The following is a 17,136-nucleotide window of genomic DNA, read 5'->3' as shown; positions in this document are numbered from 1 at the left end:
CAAAAGCAAGGAGACATCATGATGAGACGGCGTTATGAGATTACAGATGAGGCTTGGGAAAAGATCGAGCCTTTATTGCCTTCGAATGGGAAACGAGGCGGACAGTGGAAAGACCACCGAACCATTTTGGACGGAATCCTATGGAAGTTTGGGACGGGAGCTCCCTGGCGGGATCTGCCTGCACGTTATGGTTCTTGGAAAACTTGCTACTATCGTTTTACACGTTGGCAAAAGGATGGGACGTGGGATCGCTTGCTTAAGCATGTTCAGACTTACTCCCACGCCGTTTCCGATGTCGATTGGGTTGTTTTCGTTGACAGCACGATTGTCCGAGCTCATCAGCACGCCGCAGGCGCGCCGAAAAAAGGGGGACCCTCGCTTCCAGAATGAGGCACTCGGACGAAGCCGCGGAGGTCTGACGACCAAAATCCATCTTGCTTGTGACGGAAAAGGTCGACCGCTTGCTTTTACAATCACTCCCGGTCAACAGCATGACTGTACCCAATTACAAGCATTACTCGATTCCATTTCCGTTCCCTGTTTGGGAAAAGGAAGGCCTCGCAAGAGGCCGGATCATCTGATTGCCGATCGCGGCTACAGTTATCCGTCTTGTCGTCGATTTCTTCAAAAACGTGGGATTTCCCATACCATCCCCGAACGCAGAGATCAGGCGGAGCGTCGGGCAAAAAAGCCGGGACGTCCTCTGACCTTCAACAAAGAACAATATTCACGCCGAAACGTGATTGAACGCTGTATTAACCGCCTGAAGCAATGGCGTGGCTTCGCCACTCGTTATGAAAAACGGGCGGTTTATTTTTGTGCTGCCATTACCTTGATTTCCTTGATCATGTGGCTCAATTAATCATTCACCAGACACGCCCTAGGCAGAAACAACCAACTAGTTCTGCCGACCGTTTTAGCGAATTGGGATAAAACTCCCATAAAGGAACAAGCGCCTTTGTGTGAGGAGAGCTAGTCATTTGAAACTCGGGGTACATTCTTAATTCATCAGAACGAATAAACGTAATCCATGGTTCACCCCAAATTGTGTTATCTCGAACACTTAAATGGCGAATGACAAGATCATCTGACAAATAGTGAAAACCTCTTCTCAAACAATGTAGAGCTATCGTTGATTTCCCTGCACCTCTTGGTTCTAAAAGAAGGATTGCTTTATTGTTGAAGCTGATCGCTGAGGCATGAAATGCACAAACGTCCATCCGTCGATAAACGAGATACATCAACAATCGTCTCATAAAATGACGAACAAACCAGTATTCATTTTCGAGATCATCGTAGGAGATAAATATCGTGATCTTACTGATATCCCCTTCGCAAATTCCAATGGTAGAACCATAGATTTGAATGTACTTGTTTTCAAGGAAATATTCCGCTTTGGGTTTCGTTCTTTTGTCACCTGCTGGTTTATCGTGGACAAACATATTGATCATTATAGGACGTGTTGTCACTATATCTGGACCATGATCGCCAAGGAAATAACATAAAAATTCTCCAATACCATCGGAGTTAGAAAAAACGTGTACAGGCAAACCATAGAAAGAGTAACGGCCCTCATGAGTGATAGGATAATAGAGTTCATTTCCTTCTGGTAAAGCAAAGGAAAACTCATCTTTTTGAACCTCAATCATGGCAGTCCCTCTCTCGTATATATTCTTCAAAGATACGTCGGTTGTTGATCGCTATAGGGTTATCGGGATCAAGCTTGATTGCTTGATTAATCGCGGTCAAAGCCCCATTAATATCTTCTTCTTCAAAATAAAGTGTAGCCAATTCAATCCATGCTTCTTTGCATTCCATGTCAATGGTTATTGCTTTTTGAATATGACACTTTGCTAATTCTGTTTCTCCAAGTTCATGATAAGCTCTTCCTAATTGAAACAAATACAACGGATGCTTGGATTGATAAGACTCTCCTTGAAGTAGCAGATGTTTTGCCTTTTCAGGCTCCCCAAGGTGATCAAGATAAATCATCGCTGAATCAACAAAACCCTCTATCCGTTCAGGAAACTTCATGCGCAACTCGGTTAATGTTTCAAGTGAGCTTGTTAAATCCCCCATCATATACTGTGCATTGGCAAGTCCAATCAACAATTCTGGACTAGGCACACCCATTTTTTTTGCGGATTGATAAAGGGAAATTGCATCTTCATAACGTGTTAAGTGGCATAGATAATTAGCATGTTCGATTTGATAAATAGAGAAATCGGGTTCTAATTCGCGCGCTTGTTTGATCCATTCAATCGCTTCTTCTACATTATTTTCTGCAACCAAGAGTTGTGAGAAGTTGTAGCAAAACGTAGCTTGCTCCATTCTTATATGATCGTGATCTAAAAAAGGCTCTAATATTTTTTTTGCTTGGTTTAAATAGTCCTTGGCCTTCTCTGCTTGGCGTAGTTGAAAGTAGGCAAATGCTTTTGCGTTTAGACAGAATGCGTACACAAAAGCAACTTTGATGTTTTGGATCTCATCTTCTAGAAGGTGTGATGTCTGGCAGAGGTGGAGTAACGCTTGTCTGGGGTTTTTGTTGACTCGTAACTCATTCATTGCAAGATTATAGCCAGCATTGGCTATTTTTACGTGATCATTTAACGAACAAGCTACTTCGAATTGCTGACCAGCCGTTTCACTTGCTTCTTTTCCTTTATAATGAGTCACTTCACAGAGGTATTTTGTGTGTAACAACCTATAGAAGATGTGAGATTGGGTTTGATTGAGTTTCTTGGCCAGCTCAATTCCTTCAACAGCATATTGAAGTGCTTCTTTATAGTAGCCACCATTTGCATACTCAAAAGACGCTTCTGAAAGAATAGACAACAATTCCTGAGGTTCTTGTTTATTGCGCGCTTCTTGAATAAGAGCAGATAAGTTTTTTCTCCTCTCCAATCCAGTTAAAGGTTGACCATTAACCTTTTGATGGAAGGTAGAGAACTGTTCTAGTCCAGAATTCGACTCAACAGTTAACAATTTGCCTTTAACCAATGGCCCTTCACAAGTGAGCTTAAAAGGACACGGTTTAAAATAAATCAACATTACATAACAGGGCTCCATACGCAACAGTGCCTCAATAAAACGAATGGATTGATCGTCTAAGTAATTTGCACCCGTTATCACAAGAAGGAATGTTTTATTTTGATCTTTCAGCAAACGATGGACAAAATAAGCCCCGTCTATTACAACATTTATTAAATGATCTTTAGGGTAAAAACGAAACGGGCGCTCCCACTTTGTTTTTTCCATCATGGATGGTTTAATCTCATCTCTAGTGCCAACCCATAAGTCCCGAAGCATTGGGGCATGCTCATTTTCTAAAGGCGACGACTGGTAACGCTTACTTAGGCATTCAACTAGAGTACGAGCGACAAACCCTTGTGATGGAAAGGGACATTCGACTTCTACTTGGATTAGATGATCTGACTCATAAATCATGAGCATTCTCTCCTTGAAAGATTCGACCCCTAGGTAGTGGACTCAACAAAACATGGGGTCGAATCTTTACTTGACCTATTTACTTACCTTCGCCATCATCTTCGTTCCAACCATACCACATGACAATCGGCTTCTTTGGAGACATCAACTTAATTGATGTCTTTTTGAGTTGTCTTAGCTTCTTCTTGTTATCCGATTTTTCAATCGGTTGAGCAATCGCAGCACTCATATTCTCACCTCCCCTACAGGAAAATCAAGGGATCTTGATCATTATTGAGTTATGAAAGGAGAATCTAGGTTGTTGTAGAAGCCAAAACCATTACGTTTCATGGACTCTCACCTCCTTACGCTATATGTTTTTATGTCATGCCCTATCCACGGAGGGAAATCAGGCTGGACACCAATTTCACTAAGTCTTTCATGAGTTTCTTTTGGTGTGAGATAGTGAGTATACCTTCTGGGTCACAGTAGACTTCATTTAAAGTCCAATACACATCTTTTATTCCTGCAGGTCGTGAATCTGGTCCGCTGCCACCTATTCTGTATGATCTTAGATTGGAATAAAATAAAGAATAAGCTCTACGGAGACTCATATTATTGGTAAATGTTATTGACTCGCCTTTTGATGGGCCATTATCTTTAATCCAAAAAGTAAACCAATAAGCTCGCTTTAGTTGTTCCATGATCTTTCATTCCCTTAGTTGATTCTCAGCTGAAAGTTCGAGGATCAGCGGTCGGTAGATATTTTTTACTTCAAGCTTAATATCTGGAAATAGTCTGTCGATCTCGTCACATATTTCTTGTACCTGCTGAGCAGTTAACCCCTTACTAGCTAAAACATGGGAAATCGCGAGCACTACTTCTGTCTTTTTTACCCATTCAGACATAAGCCCTCTCACTCCCCCGTTTCCAGTAGCTGAAAGCCAGTACCGCGAATACATATGGTTTGAGTACCATCGATTTGAGTACCTTTGAGAACAGTTCCTTTTGATCCAATAGAAAAAGTTAACCTTGTAGATTGAGTTGTATGAAAGGTAATTTTTTTCAGAGGCTGGAATTGAAATTTTACAAGTGGTTTGCTACTTTTTGCAAAATGTTCCACTTCTAGCCCTCCTCGCGATAAAATTCGAATAGCACATTTAGTCTGAATATATCATCCGTACAAATATTAAACGAATATCAAGTGCATAAAAGAAATTGTTGATGTTTTTCTTGACTTTATTATGTAATCTGCATTAAGCGGATGTAAATTTTCTAATATAGCGAATTCTCTAAATGAAATATATTAGAATATATGACTAATTCACTCTAATATAAAGCACGATACATTTAATATTCAGAACAAGGAATGAAATAAATTCGAAAACAGGCTATTTCACTCCGCTTTCTCCTTGAAAAAAAATTTTTTTGAGGTGAATATAATGAATATAATTGATCGTGCTGCTTTTGGAGAGCACATCAGAAGGATACGCAAACGGCAGAAGTTACAACAGAAAGATCTAGTTGACGATGTTCTGACTCAACCACTGTTGAGTTTAATCGAAACAGGGAAACCAGGTGTTAGCGAGGATAAAATGAGGTATGTACTTAAAAAGCTAAATTCATCTCGGGATCTATCAGACTTTTACATTATTGAAAATGATGAAGAAAATAAGGATACTGGTGAAGAAATAATTATCAAATTGAATATTGCTGAAAACTTAATCGACTTGTTAGATCCTGATGAAGGACTTGAGATGATAAGGAAGCTAGATCTTTCGGATGACAATCCGTTTATAGTTTATAGCAACTACCTAAAAGGGAAAGTATTTATGCACAAGAAGAACTGGAAAAAAGCGCACAAATATTTCCATGACACTATTTATAATATTCAGCATCAGTTTGAGGACCTAGCTTATTCAAACTTGCAAGCAGCTGCCTATCATGAGCTAGGGATTATAGCGTATTTACAGAATAATTATCGTGAAGCACTGGCTTGTTCCCAAAGAGCATCAATGTGTTTTTTGCCAGATGGAGAACGAGAATATTATCAAGAAATGATCTTAATCAGTAAAGCAATTTATTTGCAAAATCTGAATGATATTGATGGTGCACAATCAACCCTTGATGAAATGGAAAACATAATCTTTCCTAAAGAGAGAAATCATCGCAAATGCTTTAGTAAAGAAGCCGCACTAAATATGTATGATGTTCGCTCAAGTCTTTTTATGAAATCTAAAATGTACAAACAAGCTATCCAATACGCACTTAAAGGCATAGAGCTCGCTCGTATTGATAAAATGTACAACCGTTTATGTGAACTTTGGACCACTTTGGGTAAAATCCACGTACAAAAAAATAAGCTTGACTTAGCTCAGCTTTGTTTTGAAACAGCGTTAAAGTTCGAAAAGCTCATTGACAGTCAATCTCTGCTATCGTATATTTACAACCAGTTAGGCCTGTTGTACTCTAAAAGTAGAGAAAACAAAAAAGCAATAGACAATTCACTAAGGGCAGCAAAATTCGCCAAAAAAGCCAATAACGCATTTAGATATTGTGAAGCACTTATCATGTTAGGACAGCTTTATTTTAGGGAACATCAAAACGACGAGGCCATTCAAATTTTGAATGAAGCTCGGGAATTAAGTAAGCAACATTCATTCCAAGATTTAAAGAACCGAATTAATCTAATTTTGGGTAAACAACTAGTGAAATTAGGTGACCCCAATGCGAATAAGTTTATACGAGAGTTCTTTGATGACTATGTTGATACTCTGGAGGGAGGTGAAGAAAAGATGATCCGTAGATCTATCGGTGAACCGCCATCTGGCTAAGAAAAAATAAAAAAACTCAGAGAAAACACCTATTATTTTCCTGAGTTATAAGAGCTGATCCATTTTTTATTAGTCCTCATTACCTTTTTTAAAGGTTCTGAGGATTATTTATTTATCTTTTATCAAACAACCATCATTATTATATCCTATATTTAAAATAAGTGTAAACTCCAGTTTTTTACGATCCAAGAAAAATTAAAACCAAAGCAATTTCCTCGTTTGGGCGCAATTTAGTCGGAGTCTTTTTAAACATTCTCTTTCATAATAACAGGCCGCCATTGAGTTAGCAAAAAAAAGTGATGATATTGTCCGTTATCATCACGCGCTGGTTGCTCTCAGTGACTACTAAAAAATGAACGATTCCAAAACTGCCATTATTCATTACGAAAAAGCGCTAAACAAGCGAAAAAAAGGTGGCTAGTGACATCCCTTTCGACTAGGGCGTGTCTGGTGAATGATTAATTGAGCCACATGATCAAGGAAATCAAGGTAATGGCGGCACAAAAATAAACCGCCCGTTTTTCATAACGAGTGGCGAAGCCACGCCATTGCTTCAGGCGGTTAATACAGCGTTCAATCACGTTTCGGCGTGAATATTGTTCTTTGTTGAAGGTCAGAGGACGCCCCGGCTTTTTGGCCCGACGCTCCGCCTGATCTCTGCGTTCGGGGATGGTATGGGAAATCCCACGTTTTTGAAGAAATCGACGACAAGACGGATAACTGTAGCCGCGATCGGCAATCAGATGATCCGGCCTCTTGCGAGGCCTTCCTTTTCCCAAACAGGGAACGGAAATGGAATCGAGTAATGCTTGTAATTGGGTACAGTCATGCTGTTGACCGGGAGTGATTGTAAAAGCAAGCGGTCGACCTTTTCCGTCACAAGCAAGATGGATTTTGGTCGTCAGACCTCCGCGGCTTCGTCCGAGTGCCTCATTCTGGAAGCGAGGGTCCCCCTTTTTTCGGCGCGCCTGCGGCGTGCTGATGAGCTCGGACAATCGTGCTGTCAACGAAAACAACCCAATCGACATCGGAAACGGCGTGGGAGTAAGTCTGAACATGCTTAAGCAAGCGATCCCACGTCCCATCCTTTTGCCAACGTGTAAAACGATAGTAGCAAGTTTTCCAAGAACCATAACGTGCAGGCAGATCCCGCCAGGGAGCTCCCGTCCCAAACTTCCACAGGATTCCGTTCAAAATGGTTCGGTGGTCTTTCCACTGTCCGCCTCGTTTCCCATTCGAAGGCAATAAAGGCTCGATCTTTTCCCAAGCCTCATCTGTAATCTCATAACGCCGTCTCATCATGATGTCTCCTTGCTTTTGTTGTTATGAACATTCTAACAGGAAATCATGATGGATTCACCAGACACACCCTAGCACCAACCTAGCAAACCCTATATTCGCCTATATTTTACGCTGGTATGTCGCAGTATTTTTAACGCGCTTAACCGATAGTCAGTCGAACATTGAACCAACCGAAAAACCAATTCTATCGCATCGTTTACATTTACTTTTTTTCCCTGAACGAAAGTAAATATTATAATTCTGCTGCGCCTACTGGACTGAAAAGTCTCGTAATCATTATTCTAGTTTTAATTCGTTCTTGTTTAAGATAGTTCTTGTTAGTGCCAAGCTGAACGGTGTCGGTTAGACCTGACACAGACCAACTTGGCATGGTTTCTGATATTAAACATTAATTTTTGGCTAAGACGGTTCTTAATTGATCCAATGTATATGTATTAATCACATCTTTCTTTTCCAACCAACCCCGACGTGCTGTAGCAATTCCATAAATAATATAATCATAGCCCTCGGCCGAGTGTGCATCCGTGTTGATGGTAAATTTTAATCCATATTCTTCTTTGGCTTTCTTTAACAACTGGTCATTTAAATCCAGACGATGGGGATGAGCATTTAATTCCAAAAAAGTACCGGTTTCCTGTGCAGCCTTAAATAATTGATCCACATTGACTTCATATGAATCCCGCCGCAATAACAGTCGTCCTGTCGGATGTGCAATGATATTTACATAAGGATTTTCCATCGCTTTGATTATTCGACGTGTCATGGTTTCTTCGTCTTGTTTAAATTGAGTATGTACAGATGCAATAACTAAATCCATTTGTTTCAGCAATTCATCTGGATAATCAAGTGTTCCGTCTGCTAAGATATCTACTTCAGCACCTTTAAGAATGGTGATCCCTAAACCTTCTTGGTTCAGTTGATCGATTTCAGCCCATTGTTCGTATACCTCATCCACTGTCAAACCGCTTGCTACCTTCAGCGACTGAGAATGATCCGTAATCGCAATATACTCATATCCTTTTGCTTTTGCGGCTAACGCCATGTCTTTGATCGAATGAGAACCATCACTATAGAGTGTATGGGCATGTAAATCTCCTCGATAGTCTCTTAACTGAATTAATGCAGGTAATGCTCCCAGTTCAGCTTTTTCTATTTCACCACGATCTTCACGCAGCTCTGGTGGAATAAAAGGCAACTCCAGCTGAGCAAAAAAATCAGCCTCATCTTTAAAAGTCATTGTTTGATCTGTATCAGGATCATAAATGCCGTATTCACTTACTTTCCAGCCATATTGCTTCGCTCGTTGCCTGATGAGTATATTAAATTCTTTAGATCCTGTGAAATGACTTAAAGCACTACCGAATTGATCTGAGGTAACTAGCCGTACGTCTACTCCCATCACCATACCCTCTACGTCAACAACAATGCTAACCTTGGTTTCACCTTGCCCAACAATTTGTATTACTTCAGGTAAGTTAGCAATCTGCTCAGCCACTTTTACAGGATGATCTGTTGCTACAACAAAATCAATATCTTTGATTGTCTCCTTATATCGCCGTATACTCCCTGCTAACTCTATCTTCTCAATTTCAGCGATCCCTTCCAATCGTTTTCTGATTGCAGAAGCAACAGCCATTGCCACATGAAGATGCGCTCGTTTAGGGCGATTCGAAAATTGTTCAATTGCTTCGAGTATTTTTTGTTCCTTTTTCGGTCCAAATCCAGCCAAGCTGCGAATTTTTTCCTGTTTAGCCGCTTGTTTCAATTCCACCATATTGGTAATATGTAATTTTTTATATAAGGTATAAATGGTTTTCGGACCTATTCCCGGCAGTGCGAGTAAGTCAGGCAGTTCGGGAGGCAGCTGTTGTCTTAATTCATCTAGTTGTGCTAAACGTCCTGTCTCAATAATCTCCCGAATCACAGATGCAGTTCCTTTTCCTATTCCTGATAGTTTTTCCAATTCGTCACTCATCTCAACTATTGGTGTACGACTATTTTCCACTGTGCGTGCTGCTCTACGATAAGCTTGAACTTTAAAAGCGTTCTCACCGCTTAGTTCCATCAAATCAGCCAGCTGGTTTAATATTGCCACGATCTGTTTATTATTCATCTAATTCCCTCCTACCTTTCCTTATTCTAGACAAAATCATCACTAATCGCTCCACTTTGTGTACTTTTTTTCTATTATCAGAGTACCTCTATGCTTCCTCCGTTTTTCTCAGTTCTACACTTATTCTTTCGCAACCCACTTGGGATCAACAATATGGTACCTTTGTTTTCATCAGGATACGTTCGATAACCATGATACCACCATAATCCATTTTATAGTAAATCCACTGCAAATTCCTTGACATCAAACACATAACCTCTCCTGGTAGCTGAATGCAATTAGCCACTTTCCAGACGGCGTTCCGATTTCATTCAAATCGCTTCGGCATACGACCGCCCGTTCCCTTTTTGATTTATAATATAGGGGAATTCATCTAATGGAAAGGAACAATGCCATGGCACAAGCTCAAATCAACATAGAAGACCGCATCTTAGGAGGCTTGTGGGGTCTCTTGATCGGCGACGCACTCGGAGTTCCGTACGAATTTAAGCAACCACGCGAGCTACCCCCGGCTAGTCAGATCGACTTCCACCCGCCAGCCGGGTATCCCCGCACTTATCCAACCGTTCCGCCAGGCACCTGGTCAGATGACGGTGCGCAAGCCTTGGCTCTGCTCGATTCCTTGCTCACATGCGAACAATTGGATCTTGACGACTTTTCGTCACGGTTGATCGCTTGGGCTGAGCGTGGGGAATATGCAGTCGATCACCGCGTCTTTGATATCGGTGTGCAGACCAGTGAAGCATTGCGCGCCATTCAACACCACGGGGTACCCCCGACTCGAGCAGGATATCTCCGTCCTGAAGGAAAAGGCAATGGATCATTGATGCGCGTATTGCCACTCGCCCTGTGGCATCATGGCACAGATGAAGACTTGGTACAGGATGCACATCTACAATCCGTCGTCACGCATGGGCATGAGACCAACCAAGCTTGTTGTGCCCTGTATTGTTTGTGGGCACGGCGCCTTCTACAAGGCCTGGCATGGGATGAAGCTTACAGTGATGCTGTACGCACGTTGCGCGACCTATACCGAAACCTGCCGTCACATGAACAGGCCTTGGAATGGGAAATCCGCCCCGACAGCGAACCATTCAGTGACGGAAGCGGCTATGTTGTCGCAAGTCTGCACGCTGCCCGCTTAGCATTAAAGGAGAAAACATATCCCGATGTGGTGAAGGCGGCCATTCTCTTAGGACGGGATACCGACACCAATGCAGCGATCGCCGGCGGCCTGGCCGGATTGCGTGATGGCATCCAATCGATTCCTGTTAATTGGCGCTCCGAACTTCGCGGCCAAGAACGATTAAACCCGTTGATTAAAAAATTGTTAGAGCATCGTCATGCCTGAATCCAACTTCCGTCATTTGACTTTGACACCCTAGCTGAGAACGGCTGGGGTCTTTTTTTGTTTAAAAAAGCGCCCACTGCCGAAAAGACAAGAGGGGAAATTCACCCATTCCATGAAAGGGTAGAAAGCATTGGTAACAACATCTCGTTTCAGTCACGCTGTCATCGGGAAAAATATGCTCGGTCGTAATAATAAAATAAAGGATGTATTAAAGTGGAATCAGTGCACGAAAATCACAATCAACCAGATACCCCCGTCTGGCGCGCAATGTTTATCTTTCTGATCCCGTTGATCCTCAGTAATGCACTGCAATCAATCAACCAGTTTGTGAACAGCTTGATTGTAGGTCGTTGGCTTGGTGTGGAAGCCTTAGCCGCCATCTCGTCCTTCTTTCCACTATTTTTTCTACTTGTCTCATTCACCATCGGAATCGGTTCAGGCAGTTCGATTCTGATCGGTCAGGCACATGGCGCGAAAAACGAAGAGCGCTTAAAAGCCATCGTCGGCACTACGCTCACCTTTACTTTTTTTCTCGGCGTGGTGTCATCCGTAGTTGGCAGCTTGTTCACTTGGGAGATCATGCGCTTCATCGGCACACCCGAGAATATCATCGCCGTTAGCGTACATTATGCGCGCATCCTCTTTTGGTCTCTGCCGGTCATGTTTTTATATATCTCCTACACCACGTTTATCCGAGGGATCGGGGACTCCAAAACGCCATTTTACTCACTGATTGTCAGTACGTTGCTGAATGTGGCGCTGATGCCGTTTCTCATCTTCGGATGGTTGGGTTTGCCCCGTCTGGGCGTCTACGGCTCTGCTTACGCGTCTGTGATATCCACCGTACTGACGTTTATCATTACGCTGATCTACCTTAGCAAAACCAAACATCCGTTGCAATTTGATGCCTCTGTGCGCAAACACTTGCGGATGGATTGGGATTTATTGAAATTGCTCCTTCGCCTCGGGATTCCGTCCAGTATCCAAATGATCCTCATTTCACTGTCGGAAATCGCCGTCATCTCCTTTGTGAATCAGTTTGGCTCCAACGCCACTGCCGCCTATGGCGCAGTCAATCAAGTGGTAAGTTATGTATCGATGCCAGCCATCAGTTTGGGGATTGCCGTCTCTATCTTCGCAGCCCAATCAATTGGTTCTAAGCAATTGGATCGCCTGAAACAAGTCATTCGAGCCGGTGCGTTGCTCAACGTCGTCATGAGTGGCATATTAATCACCTTGGTCTATCTGCTCTCCAAAGAAATTTTATCCTTATTCCTGACCAACCAACAGACGCTAACCATCGCCCATGATCTGCTCATGATCACGCTGTGGAGTTATTTGATTTTCGGCCAGGCCATGATTATCAGTGCCACCATGCGCGCCAGTGGCACCGTCTTTTGGCCGACCGTGTTCAGTGTCACTTCTATCTGGTTAGTGGAAGTGCCTGTTGCTTATTTCCTATCCAATTTCACCAGTCTTGGCATCATCGGGATCTGGATCGGCTACCCTGCCGCATTCATCGTCAACTTGGGCTTGCAATACGCCTACTATCGTTGGTCTTGGAAGAAAAAGAGCATCACCAGTCTGATTCATTAATCAGTCCATGTTGAACACAAAGAAAAAACACCTTGCCACAAAGGCAAGGTGTTTTACTTTACCGTTTCAACCAACTCGTCAGCTCTTCAGCCAACATCGGGGTCATTTGGATACAAGCCTGAGCAACAACCGATTCTTTCATCGCCGTTTGGCCAGTCTCCCATGGCAAGACCGTCAGCATGTGCACGATCACCACAATTATCACCATGAGTTTGGCCACCGCAAACAGCACGCCTCCGGAACGGTTCAAGGTGGACACCACAGGCAGTTTGGTCACTTGATTGATTAAGGTAACTACCAAAGACAACACAAGCCGAATGCCGATCATCAGGACAAAAAACGCCAAGACCGTATACAACAGTTTATCCACCTTCAGGAAAGTAAGCAAAGCGGTCTCGCCCGTCTTTGGCAAAGGCCACTTTTCGGCCAAGACAGGGGCCAAATCATCGGCAAACAGATACGCAAGCCAAATGCTTACCGCATAACAGACGAGCGAGGCGGCCTGCAGCACCAAACCCCGCCTGTAACCTTGTAACACAGCCCCGATCAAGAAGAGCAGTACGATCAGATCAAACCATCCCATATGATCCTCCTACGGTTCTTCATCTTCGATCAGGTGCATGATTTCATCATGTTCTTGTTTTAATTTCAAAAACTCGTCGGCAATGTTGACCGCGGACAACACGGCCAGTCGCGTCGTATCGAGCCGGGGGTTTTTGTCGGCGATTTGCCGCATCTTCTCATCCACATGGCTGGCTACTTGGCGCATGTGCCCCGGACTCGCTTTGCCGGTTAAATTGTATTGCTGACCGTATATCTCCACACTCAGTCTATTTTTCATCTTACGCCTCCTTCACAGAAGGTGAAGGCCTTTATGCCCAATGGATTCACAGGTCCAAAAAAGCCGCAATCCGTCAACGCAACTTGGCGCCAAACGTCTCTTCCAGATGGCAAATCACACGCTCATGCACTGCCGAAACTTCCTCATCAGTCAACGTGCGGTCCGCCGCGCGATAAGCTAATGAGAAGGCGACATTTTTCTTGCCGACTCCAATCTGTTCTCCGGCGAAAACATCAAACAACACCACAGACTCAACCAATTCTCCGCCAGCTTGCCAAATTCCTTCTTCCAACAATCCGACTGGAACGGCTTCATCGACAACGACGGCCAAATCACGCGTAACCGCTGGAACACGCGGAATCGGCTGATACACCAACGGCCCCTCGATTGCTGCGAACAATCTCTCCACATCTAGCTGGAATGCGACAGGGCGCGAGAGATCATGTTTTTTGGCCAGCTGCGGATGAAGTTCACCAAGCAGTCCAGCAACCTCGCCACCAATCAATATCTGGGCGGTACGTCCCGGGTGGAAACCGTGGGGTGCAACAGCTTGATATTCCACATCAACCACACCCAAGCGAGCGAACAAAGCATCCAAAATCCCTTTGGCCTTGTAGAATTCACCGGCAGGCAACGGCTGCTCTTTCCAGATGCTGGCGGGTTGCTTCCCTGTCAATAACCCACCCAAGAACAACCGTTCTTCTGGCAACGTCTCGTCCGCCTGTCCAGGCAAGTACACATGAGCCAACTCAAAGATTTGCACGCGTTCGTTTCCATGGCGGTGGTTGTATGAAGCAGTTTCAATCAAGTGTGGAAGCAGGTTGCTACGTAATACAGCATGCTCCGCACTCATCGGCATGGCCAAGGATACATGGTTCTCCACCGCAAACAAAGAGGCCACCTCTTGTTCCAGCTCCGTTGAAGTCAAGCTGTACGTCAACACCTCATGCAATCCCAAATCCATCAATGTGTGGCGAATCACCCGACGCGCCTTCTGTTCCTCAGTCAAGCCCCCAGGCGGTTGCTGACCCCACGGAAGTGTCGTCGGGATTCGGTCATATCCGTACAACCGAGCCACTTCTTCTATCAGATCCACTTCAATCGTGATATCCGGACGCCGTGTCGGGATCTGCACAGCATATCCCTCATCGGTCACTTCGGTCGGGAACTGCAAACGACGGAAAATATTAAGTACTTCTTCCGGATCTATTTGCACTCCCAGCAGATTGACCAAACGTTCATGGCGCAGATTGATCACCATCTCCTCAACATCGCCCACTTTTTTCACGATCGCTTCAGAAGCTACCGCGCCACCGGCGATTTGGCAGAGCAACTGCACAGCCCGCGCCAGTGCTGGCAAAATCCCTTCCGGATCGACCCCCTTCTCAAAGCGAGCGCTCGCCTCGGAACGCAATCCCACTTTGCGGGAGGTTTGCCGAACCATTTGCGGATCGAAGAACGCCGATTCCAACAAGATGGTTACCGTTTCGTCGGTCACCTCGGAAGATTCTCCGCCCATGACTCCGGCCAAAGCCAGAGGCTGTTCACCGTCGGTGATGAGCAACATTTGATCGTCACACGTGCGGGTCACACCGTCCAATGTCACGATTTGTTCGCCGGACAGCGCGCGGCGGACAATAATTTGCCCTCCTTGTACGCGGTTGTAATCAAAGGCGTGCAACGGCTGGCCCGTCTCCAACATCACGTAGTTGGTAATATCCACAATATTGTTGATCGGACGAATACCCGCCGAAATCAAGCGGTTTTGCATCCATTGCGGGGATGGTCCAACTTTAATGTCATGTACCACTTGCGCCGCATAAAAAGGACAATCTTCTTCCGATTCAATGTACACGTTGATGGGTGCCTCGTATTGTAGCGGCATATCTTGTGTCATGGGCAAACGCAACTCACGGTCAAAAATAGCCGCCACTTCATAAGCAACTCCGATCATTCCCAAGCAGTCGGAACGATTCGGCGTCAATTGCAATTCGATCACCTGGTCATTCATGCCCAGGAATTCTTTGATATCGATGCCAATCGGCGCGTCGGGCTCCAACACCAAAATGCCTTCCGTTTGTTCTTTCATCAGCACTTTTTCCGGGAAGCCCAATTCTTGAGCGGAACAAATCATACCATTTGACTCCACCCCGCGCAGTTTGGCTTTTTTGATGTGCAAACCGCCCGGCAATTTGGCTCCGACCAAAGCGACGGGCACCCGTTGTCCGGCGGCCACGTTTTTCGCGCCGCACACAATCTGCAACACTTGCCCTTTCCCTACGTTGACCAAGCAAACATTGAGCCGATCCGCTTCGGGATGGCGTTCCACTGACATTACTTCCCCGATGATGACACCAGACACGCCGGGATCGCGGGTGTAGATTACTTCCACTTCAATCCCCGTCCGATTCAGCTCTTCAGCGATATCTTCCGGAGAAATCCCTTCTAAATCCACATACTGAGACAACCATTCATAAGATACTAGCATTAGATGTCACTCCTCTCACTCAGAACGAAATTGGCGCAAGAAACGCAGATCATTATTGTAAAAATGACGAATGTCATCAATGTCGTATTTCAGCATGGCGATCCGCTCTACCCCGATGCCGAAGGCGAAACCAGAATAACGTTCCGGATTGTAACCAGCTTTCTCCAACACGCGCGGATGAACCATGCCCGCTCCCAAGATCTCTACCCAGCCTTTTTCCGGATGAAAGATGTCCACTTCCACACTCGGCTCAGTGAATGGGAAATAACTGGGGCGCAACCGCATTTCGGTTCCTTCGCCAAACATCTTTTCAATCAGAGCCAACAAGACACCGTTTAACTCACTCATCGACACACCGCGGTCAACTACCAAACCCTCAACTTGGGTGAATTGATGTGAGTGTGTCGCATCGTCATCATCGCGGCGGTACACCTTACCAGGACAGATGATTCTTACTGGCACATGCCCTTCTTTTTTCTCCAAGGTGCGCACTTGCACCGACGAAGTGTGTGTGCGAAGCAACGTCTCTGGCGTTATGTAAAACGAATCTTGCATGTCGCGCGCTGGATGGTCTTTGGGCAGGTTTAACGCTTCAAAGTTGTATTGATCCGTCTCCACTTCCGGCCCTTCGGCGATTTCAAATCCCATGCCGATGAAGACGTCTTCCAGCTGTTCAATCACCAGATTCAATGGATGAATCGAACCCAACTTAACAGGGGTTCCTGGCAACGTGACATCAATCGTTTCCGTGGCCAGCTGCTCATTGAGCGCCGCCTCTTCAAAGGCTGCTTCTTTCTCCGCGATCAACAGGTCGAGTTGTGCCCGAATCTCATTGGCCAATCCGCCAATCACCGGCCGCTCTTCCGGGGGCAAACTCCCCATGCCGCGCAATACACTTGTTAATTCGCCTTTTTTTCCCAGATACTTTACTTTTAGTTCCCTCAGTGCGTCCAAGCTCTCCGCATTAGCGATCGCAATGGCCGCTTCATCTTGCAAACTTGTTAAACGTTCGCGCATCATTGATACTCCCCTCTTTTTGATGGAAAATAAAAAAATCCCGCGTCCAAAGGGACGAGAGATTCGCGGTACCACCCTTTTTGAAAAGAAGGCAGTCTTCTCCTTCTTTTCCACTTACAGAGATAACGGTCAAACCGGTTCCCCCTACTCGCGTTCACGTCCGTTCAG

Annotated in this window: 15 protein-coding genes and 1 other annotated feature (1 of these 16 only partly in view); of the genes, 4 read left to right on the top strand and 11 right to left on the bottom strand. The window is 44.7% G+C overall.

Features of this window, described 5'->3' with window-relative positions:
* The first annotated feature begins 21 nt into the window (after positions 1–21).
* Positions 22–862, top strand: a protein-coding gene (locus NYR52_RS05100) for an IS5 family transposase (protein WP_375163157.1) whose coding sequence is annotated in 2 segments (ribosomal slippage) — positions 22–357 and positions 359–862 — 840 coding nt in all. Because the reading frame shifts where the segments join, the coding sequence is not laid out codon by codon here.
* Positions 863–866: 4 nt separating this feature from the next.
* Here the strand turns inward: NYR52_RS05100 and NYR52_RS05095 are convergent.
* From NYR52_RS05095 to NYR52_RS05075, 5 genes are all read right to left on the bottom strand, one after another.
* A complete protein-coding gene (locus NYR52_RS05095) occupies positions 867–1,649 on the bottom strand; it encodes a phosphoenolpyruvate carboxykinase (ATP) (protein WP_259436432.1) in 783 nt (260 codons plus the stop codon).
* The gene (locus NYR52_RS05090; protein WP_259436431.1) at positions 1,642–3,447 is read right to left on the bottom strand and encodes a tetratricopeptide repeat protein; all 1,806 of its coding nucleotides are present in this window, start codon (positions 3,445–3,447) and stop codon (positions 1,642–1,644) included. The genes NYR52_RS05095 and NYR52_RS05090 overlap by 8 nt, the downstream gene beginning before the upstream one ends.
* Positions 3,448–3,526: 79 nt before the next feature.
* Positions 3,527–3,676, bottom strand: coding sequence for a hypothetical protein (locus tag NYR52_RS05085; RefSeq protein ID WP_158283201.1), 150 nt, complete (start codon positions 3,674–3,676; stop codon positions 3,527–3,529).
* A gap of 460 nt (positions 3,677–4,136) precedes the next feature.
* The gene (locus tag NYR52_RS05080; RefSeq protein WP_132219903.1) at positions 4,137–4,334 is read right to left on the bottom strand and encodes a hypothetical protein; all 198 of its coding nucleotides are present in this window, start codon (positions 4,332–4,334) and stop codon (positions 4,137–4,139) included.
* 8 nt (positions 4,335–4,342) lie between these two features.
* A complete protein-coding gene (locus NYR52_RS05075) occupies positions 4,343–4,549 on the bottom strand; it encodes a hypothetical protein (protein WP_132219902.1) in 207 nt (68 codons plus the stop codon).
* A gap of 319 nt (positions 4,550–4,868) precedes the next feature.
* On the opposite strand from NYR52_RS05075, the gene NYR52_RS05070 reads away from it, so the two are divergent.
* Positions 4,869–6,260: a helix-turn-helix domain-containing protein gene (locus NYR52_RS05070; RefSeq protein ID WP_259436430.1), complete on the top strand. Its 1,392-nt coding sequence runs from the start codon at positions 4,869–4,871 to the stop codon at positions 6,258–6,260.
* Positions 6,261–6,718: 458 nt separating this feature from the next.
* Here NYR52_RS05070 and NYR52_RS05065 read toward each other — a convergent pair.
* A protein-coding gene (locus NYR52_RS05065) for an IS5 family transposase (RefSeq protein WP_375163144.1) occupies positions 6,719–7,559 on the bottom strand; the annotation gives its coding sequence in 2 pieces (ribosomal slippage) (positions 6,719–7,222 and positions 7,224–7,559; 840 coding nt in all).
* Positions 7,560–7,950: 391 nt separating this feature from the next.
* On the bottom strand, positions 7,951–9,675 hold the full coding sequence (gene polX, locus NYR52_RS05060; RefSeq protein ID WP_259436429.1) for a DNA polymerase/3'-5' exonuclease PolX: 1,725 nt from the start codon (positions 9,673–9,675) through the stop codon (positions 7,951–7,953).
* Positions 9,676–10,051: 376 nt separating this feature from the next.
* Here polX and NYR52_RS05055 point away from each other — a divergent pair, with 376 nt between their 5' ends.
* Positions 10,052–11,026, top strand: a complete 975-nt coding sequence (locus tag NYR52_RS05055) for an ADP-ribosylglycohydrolase family protein (protein WP_246026826.1) — start codon at positions 10,052–10,054, stop codon at positions 11,024–11,026.
* Positions 11,027–11,293: 267 nt separating this feature from the next.
* Complete coding sequence (locus NYR52_RS05050) at positions 11,294–12,622, top strand: MATE family efflux transporter (RefSeq protein ID WP_259436728.1); 1,329 nt, start codon at positions 11,294–11,296, stop codon at positions 12,620–12,622.
* Between the two features lie 58 nt (positions 12,623–12,680).
* Here the strand turns inward: NYR52_RS05050 and NYR52_RS05045 are convergent, their stop codons facing one another.
* The 4 genes from NYR52_RS05045 to pheS form a co-directional block, all read right to left on the bottom strand.
* Positions 12,681–13,205, bottom strand: a complete 525-nt coding sequence (locus NYR52_RS05045; RefSeq protein ID WP_132219899.1) for a CvpA family protein — start codon at positions 13,203–13,205, stop codon at positions 12,681–12,683.
* A gap of 9 nt (positions 13,206–13,214) precedes the next feature.
* Positions 13,215–13,463, bottom strand: coding sequence for a cell division protein ZapA (gene zapA / locus NYR52_RS05040; RefSeq protein WP_022735876.1), 249 nt, complete (start codon positions 13,461–13,463; stop codon positions 13,215–13,217).
* 73 nt (positions 13,464–13,536) lie between these two features.
* The gene (pheT, locus tag NYR52_RS05035; protein ID WP_132219898.1) at positions 13,537–15,951 is read right to left on the bottom strand and encodes a phenylalanine--tRNA ligase subunit beta; all 2,415 of its coding nucleotides are present in this window, start codon (positions 15,949–15,951) and stop codon (positions 13,537–13,539) included.
* 15 nt (positions 15,952–15,966) lie between these two features.
* On the bottom strand, positions 15,967–16,968 hold the full coding sequence (gene pheS, locus NYR52_RS05030; RefSeq protein ID WP_132219897.1) for a phenylalanine--tRNA ligase subunit alpha: 1,002 nt from the start codon (positions 16,966–16,968) through the stop codon (positions 15,967–15,969).
* A gap of 47 nt (positions 16,969–17,015) precedes the next feature.
* Positions 17,016–17,136: a binding site (T-box leader), on the bottom strand (it continues 111 nt past the right edge of the window).

The organism is Laceyella sacchari, assembly GCF_024927925.1.
In the GTDB taxonomy this organism is placed as follows: domain Bacteria; phylum Bacillota; class Bacilli; order Thermoactinomycetales; family Thermoactinomycetaceae; genus Laceyella; species Laceyella sacchari.
The sequence above is the reverse complement of the archived record's forward strand: the minus strand, read 5'-3'. Positions and strand labels throughout refer to the sequence as shown.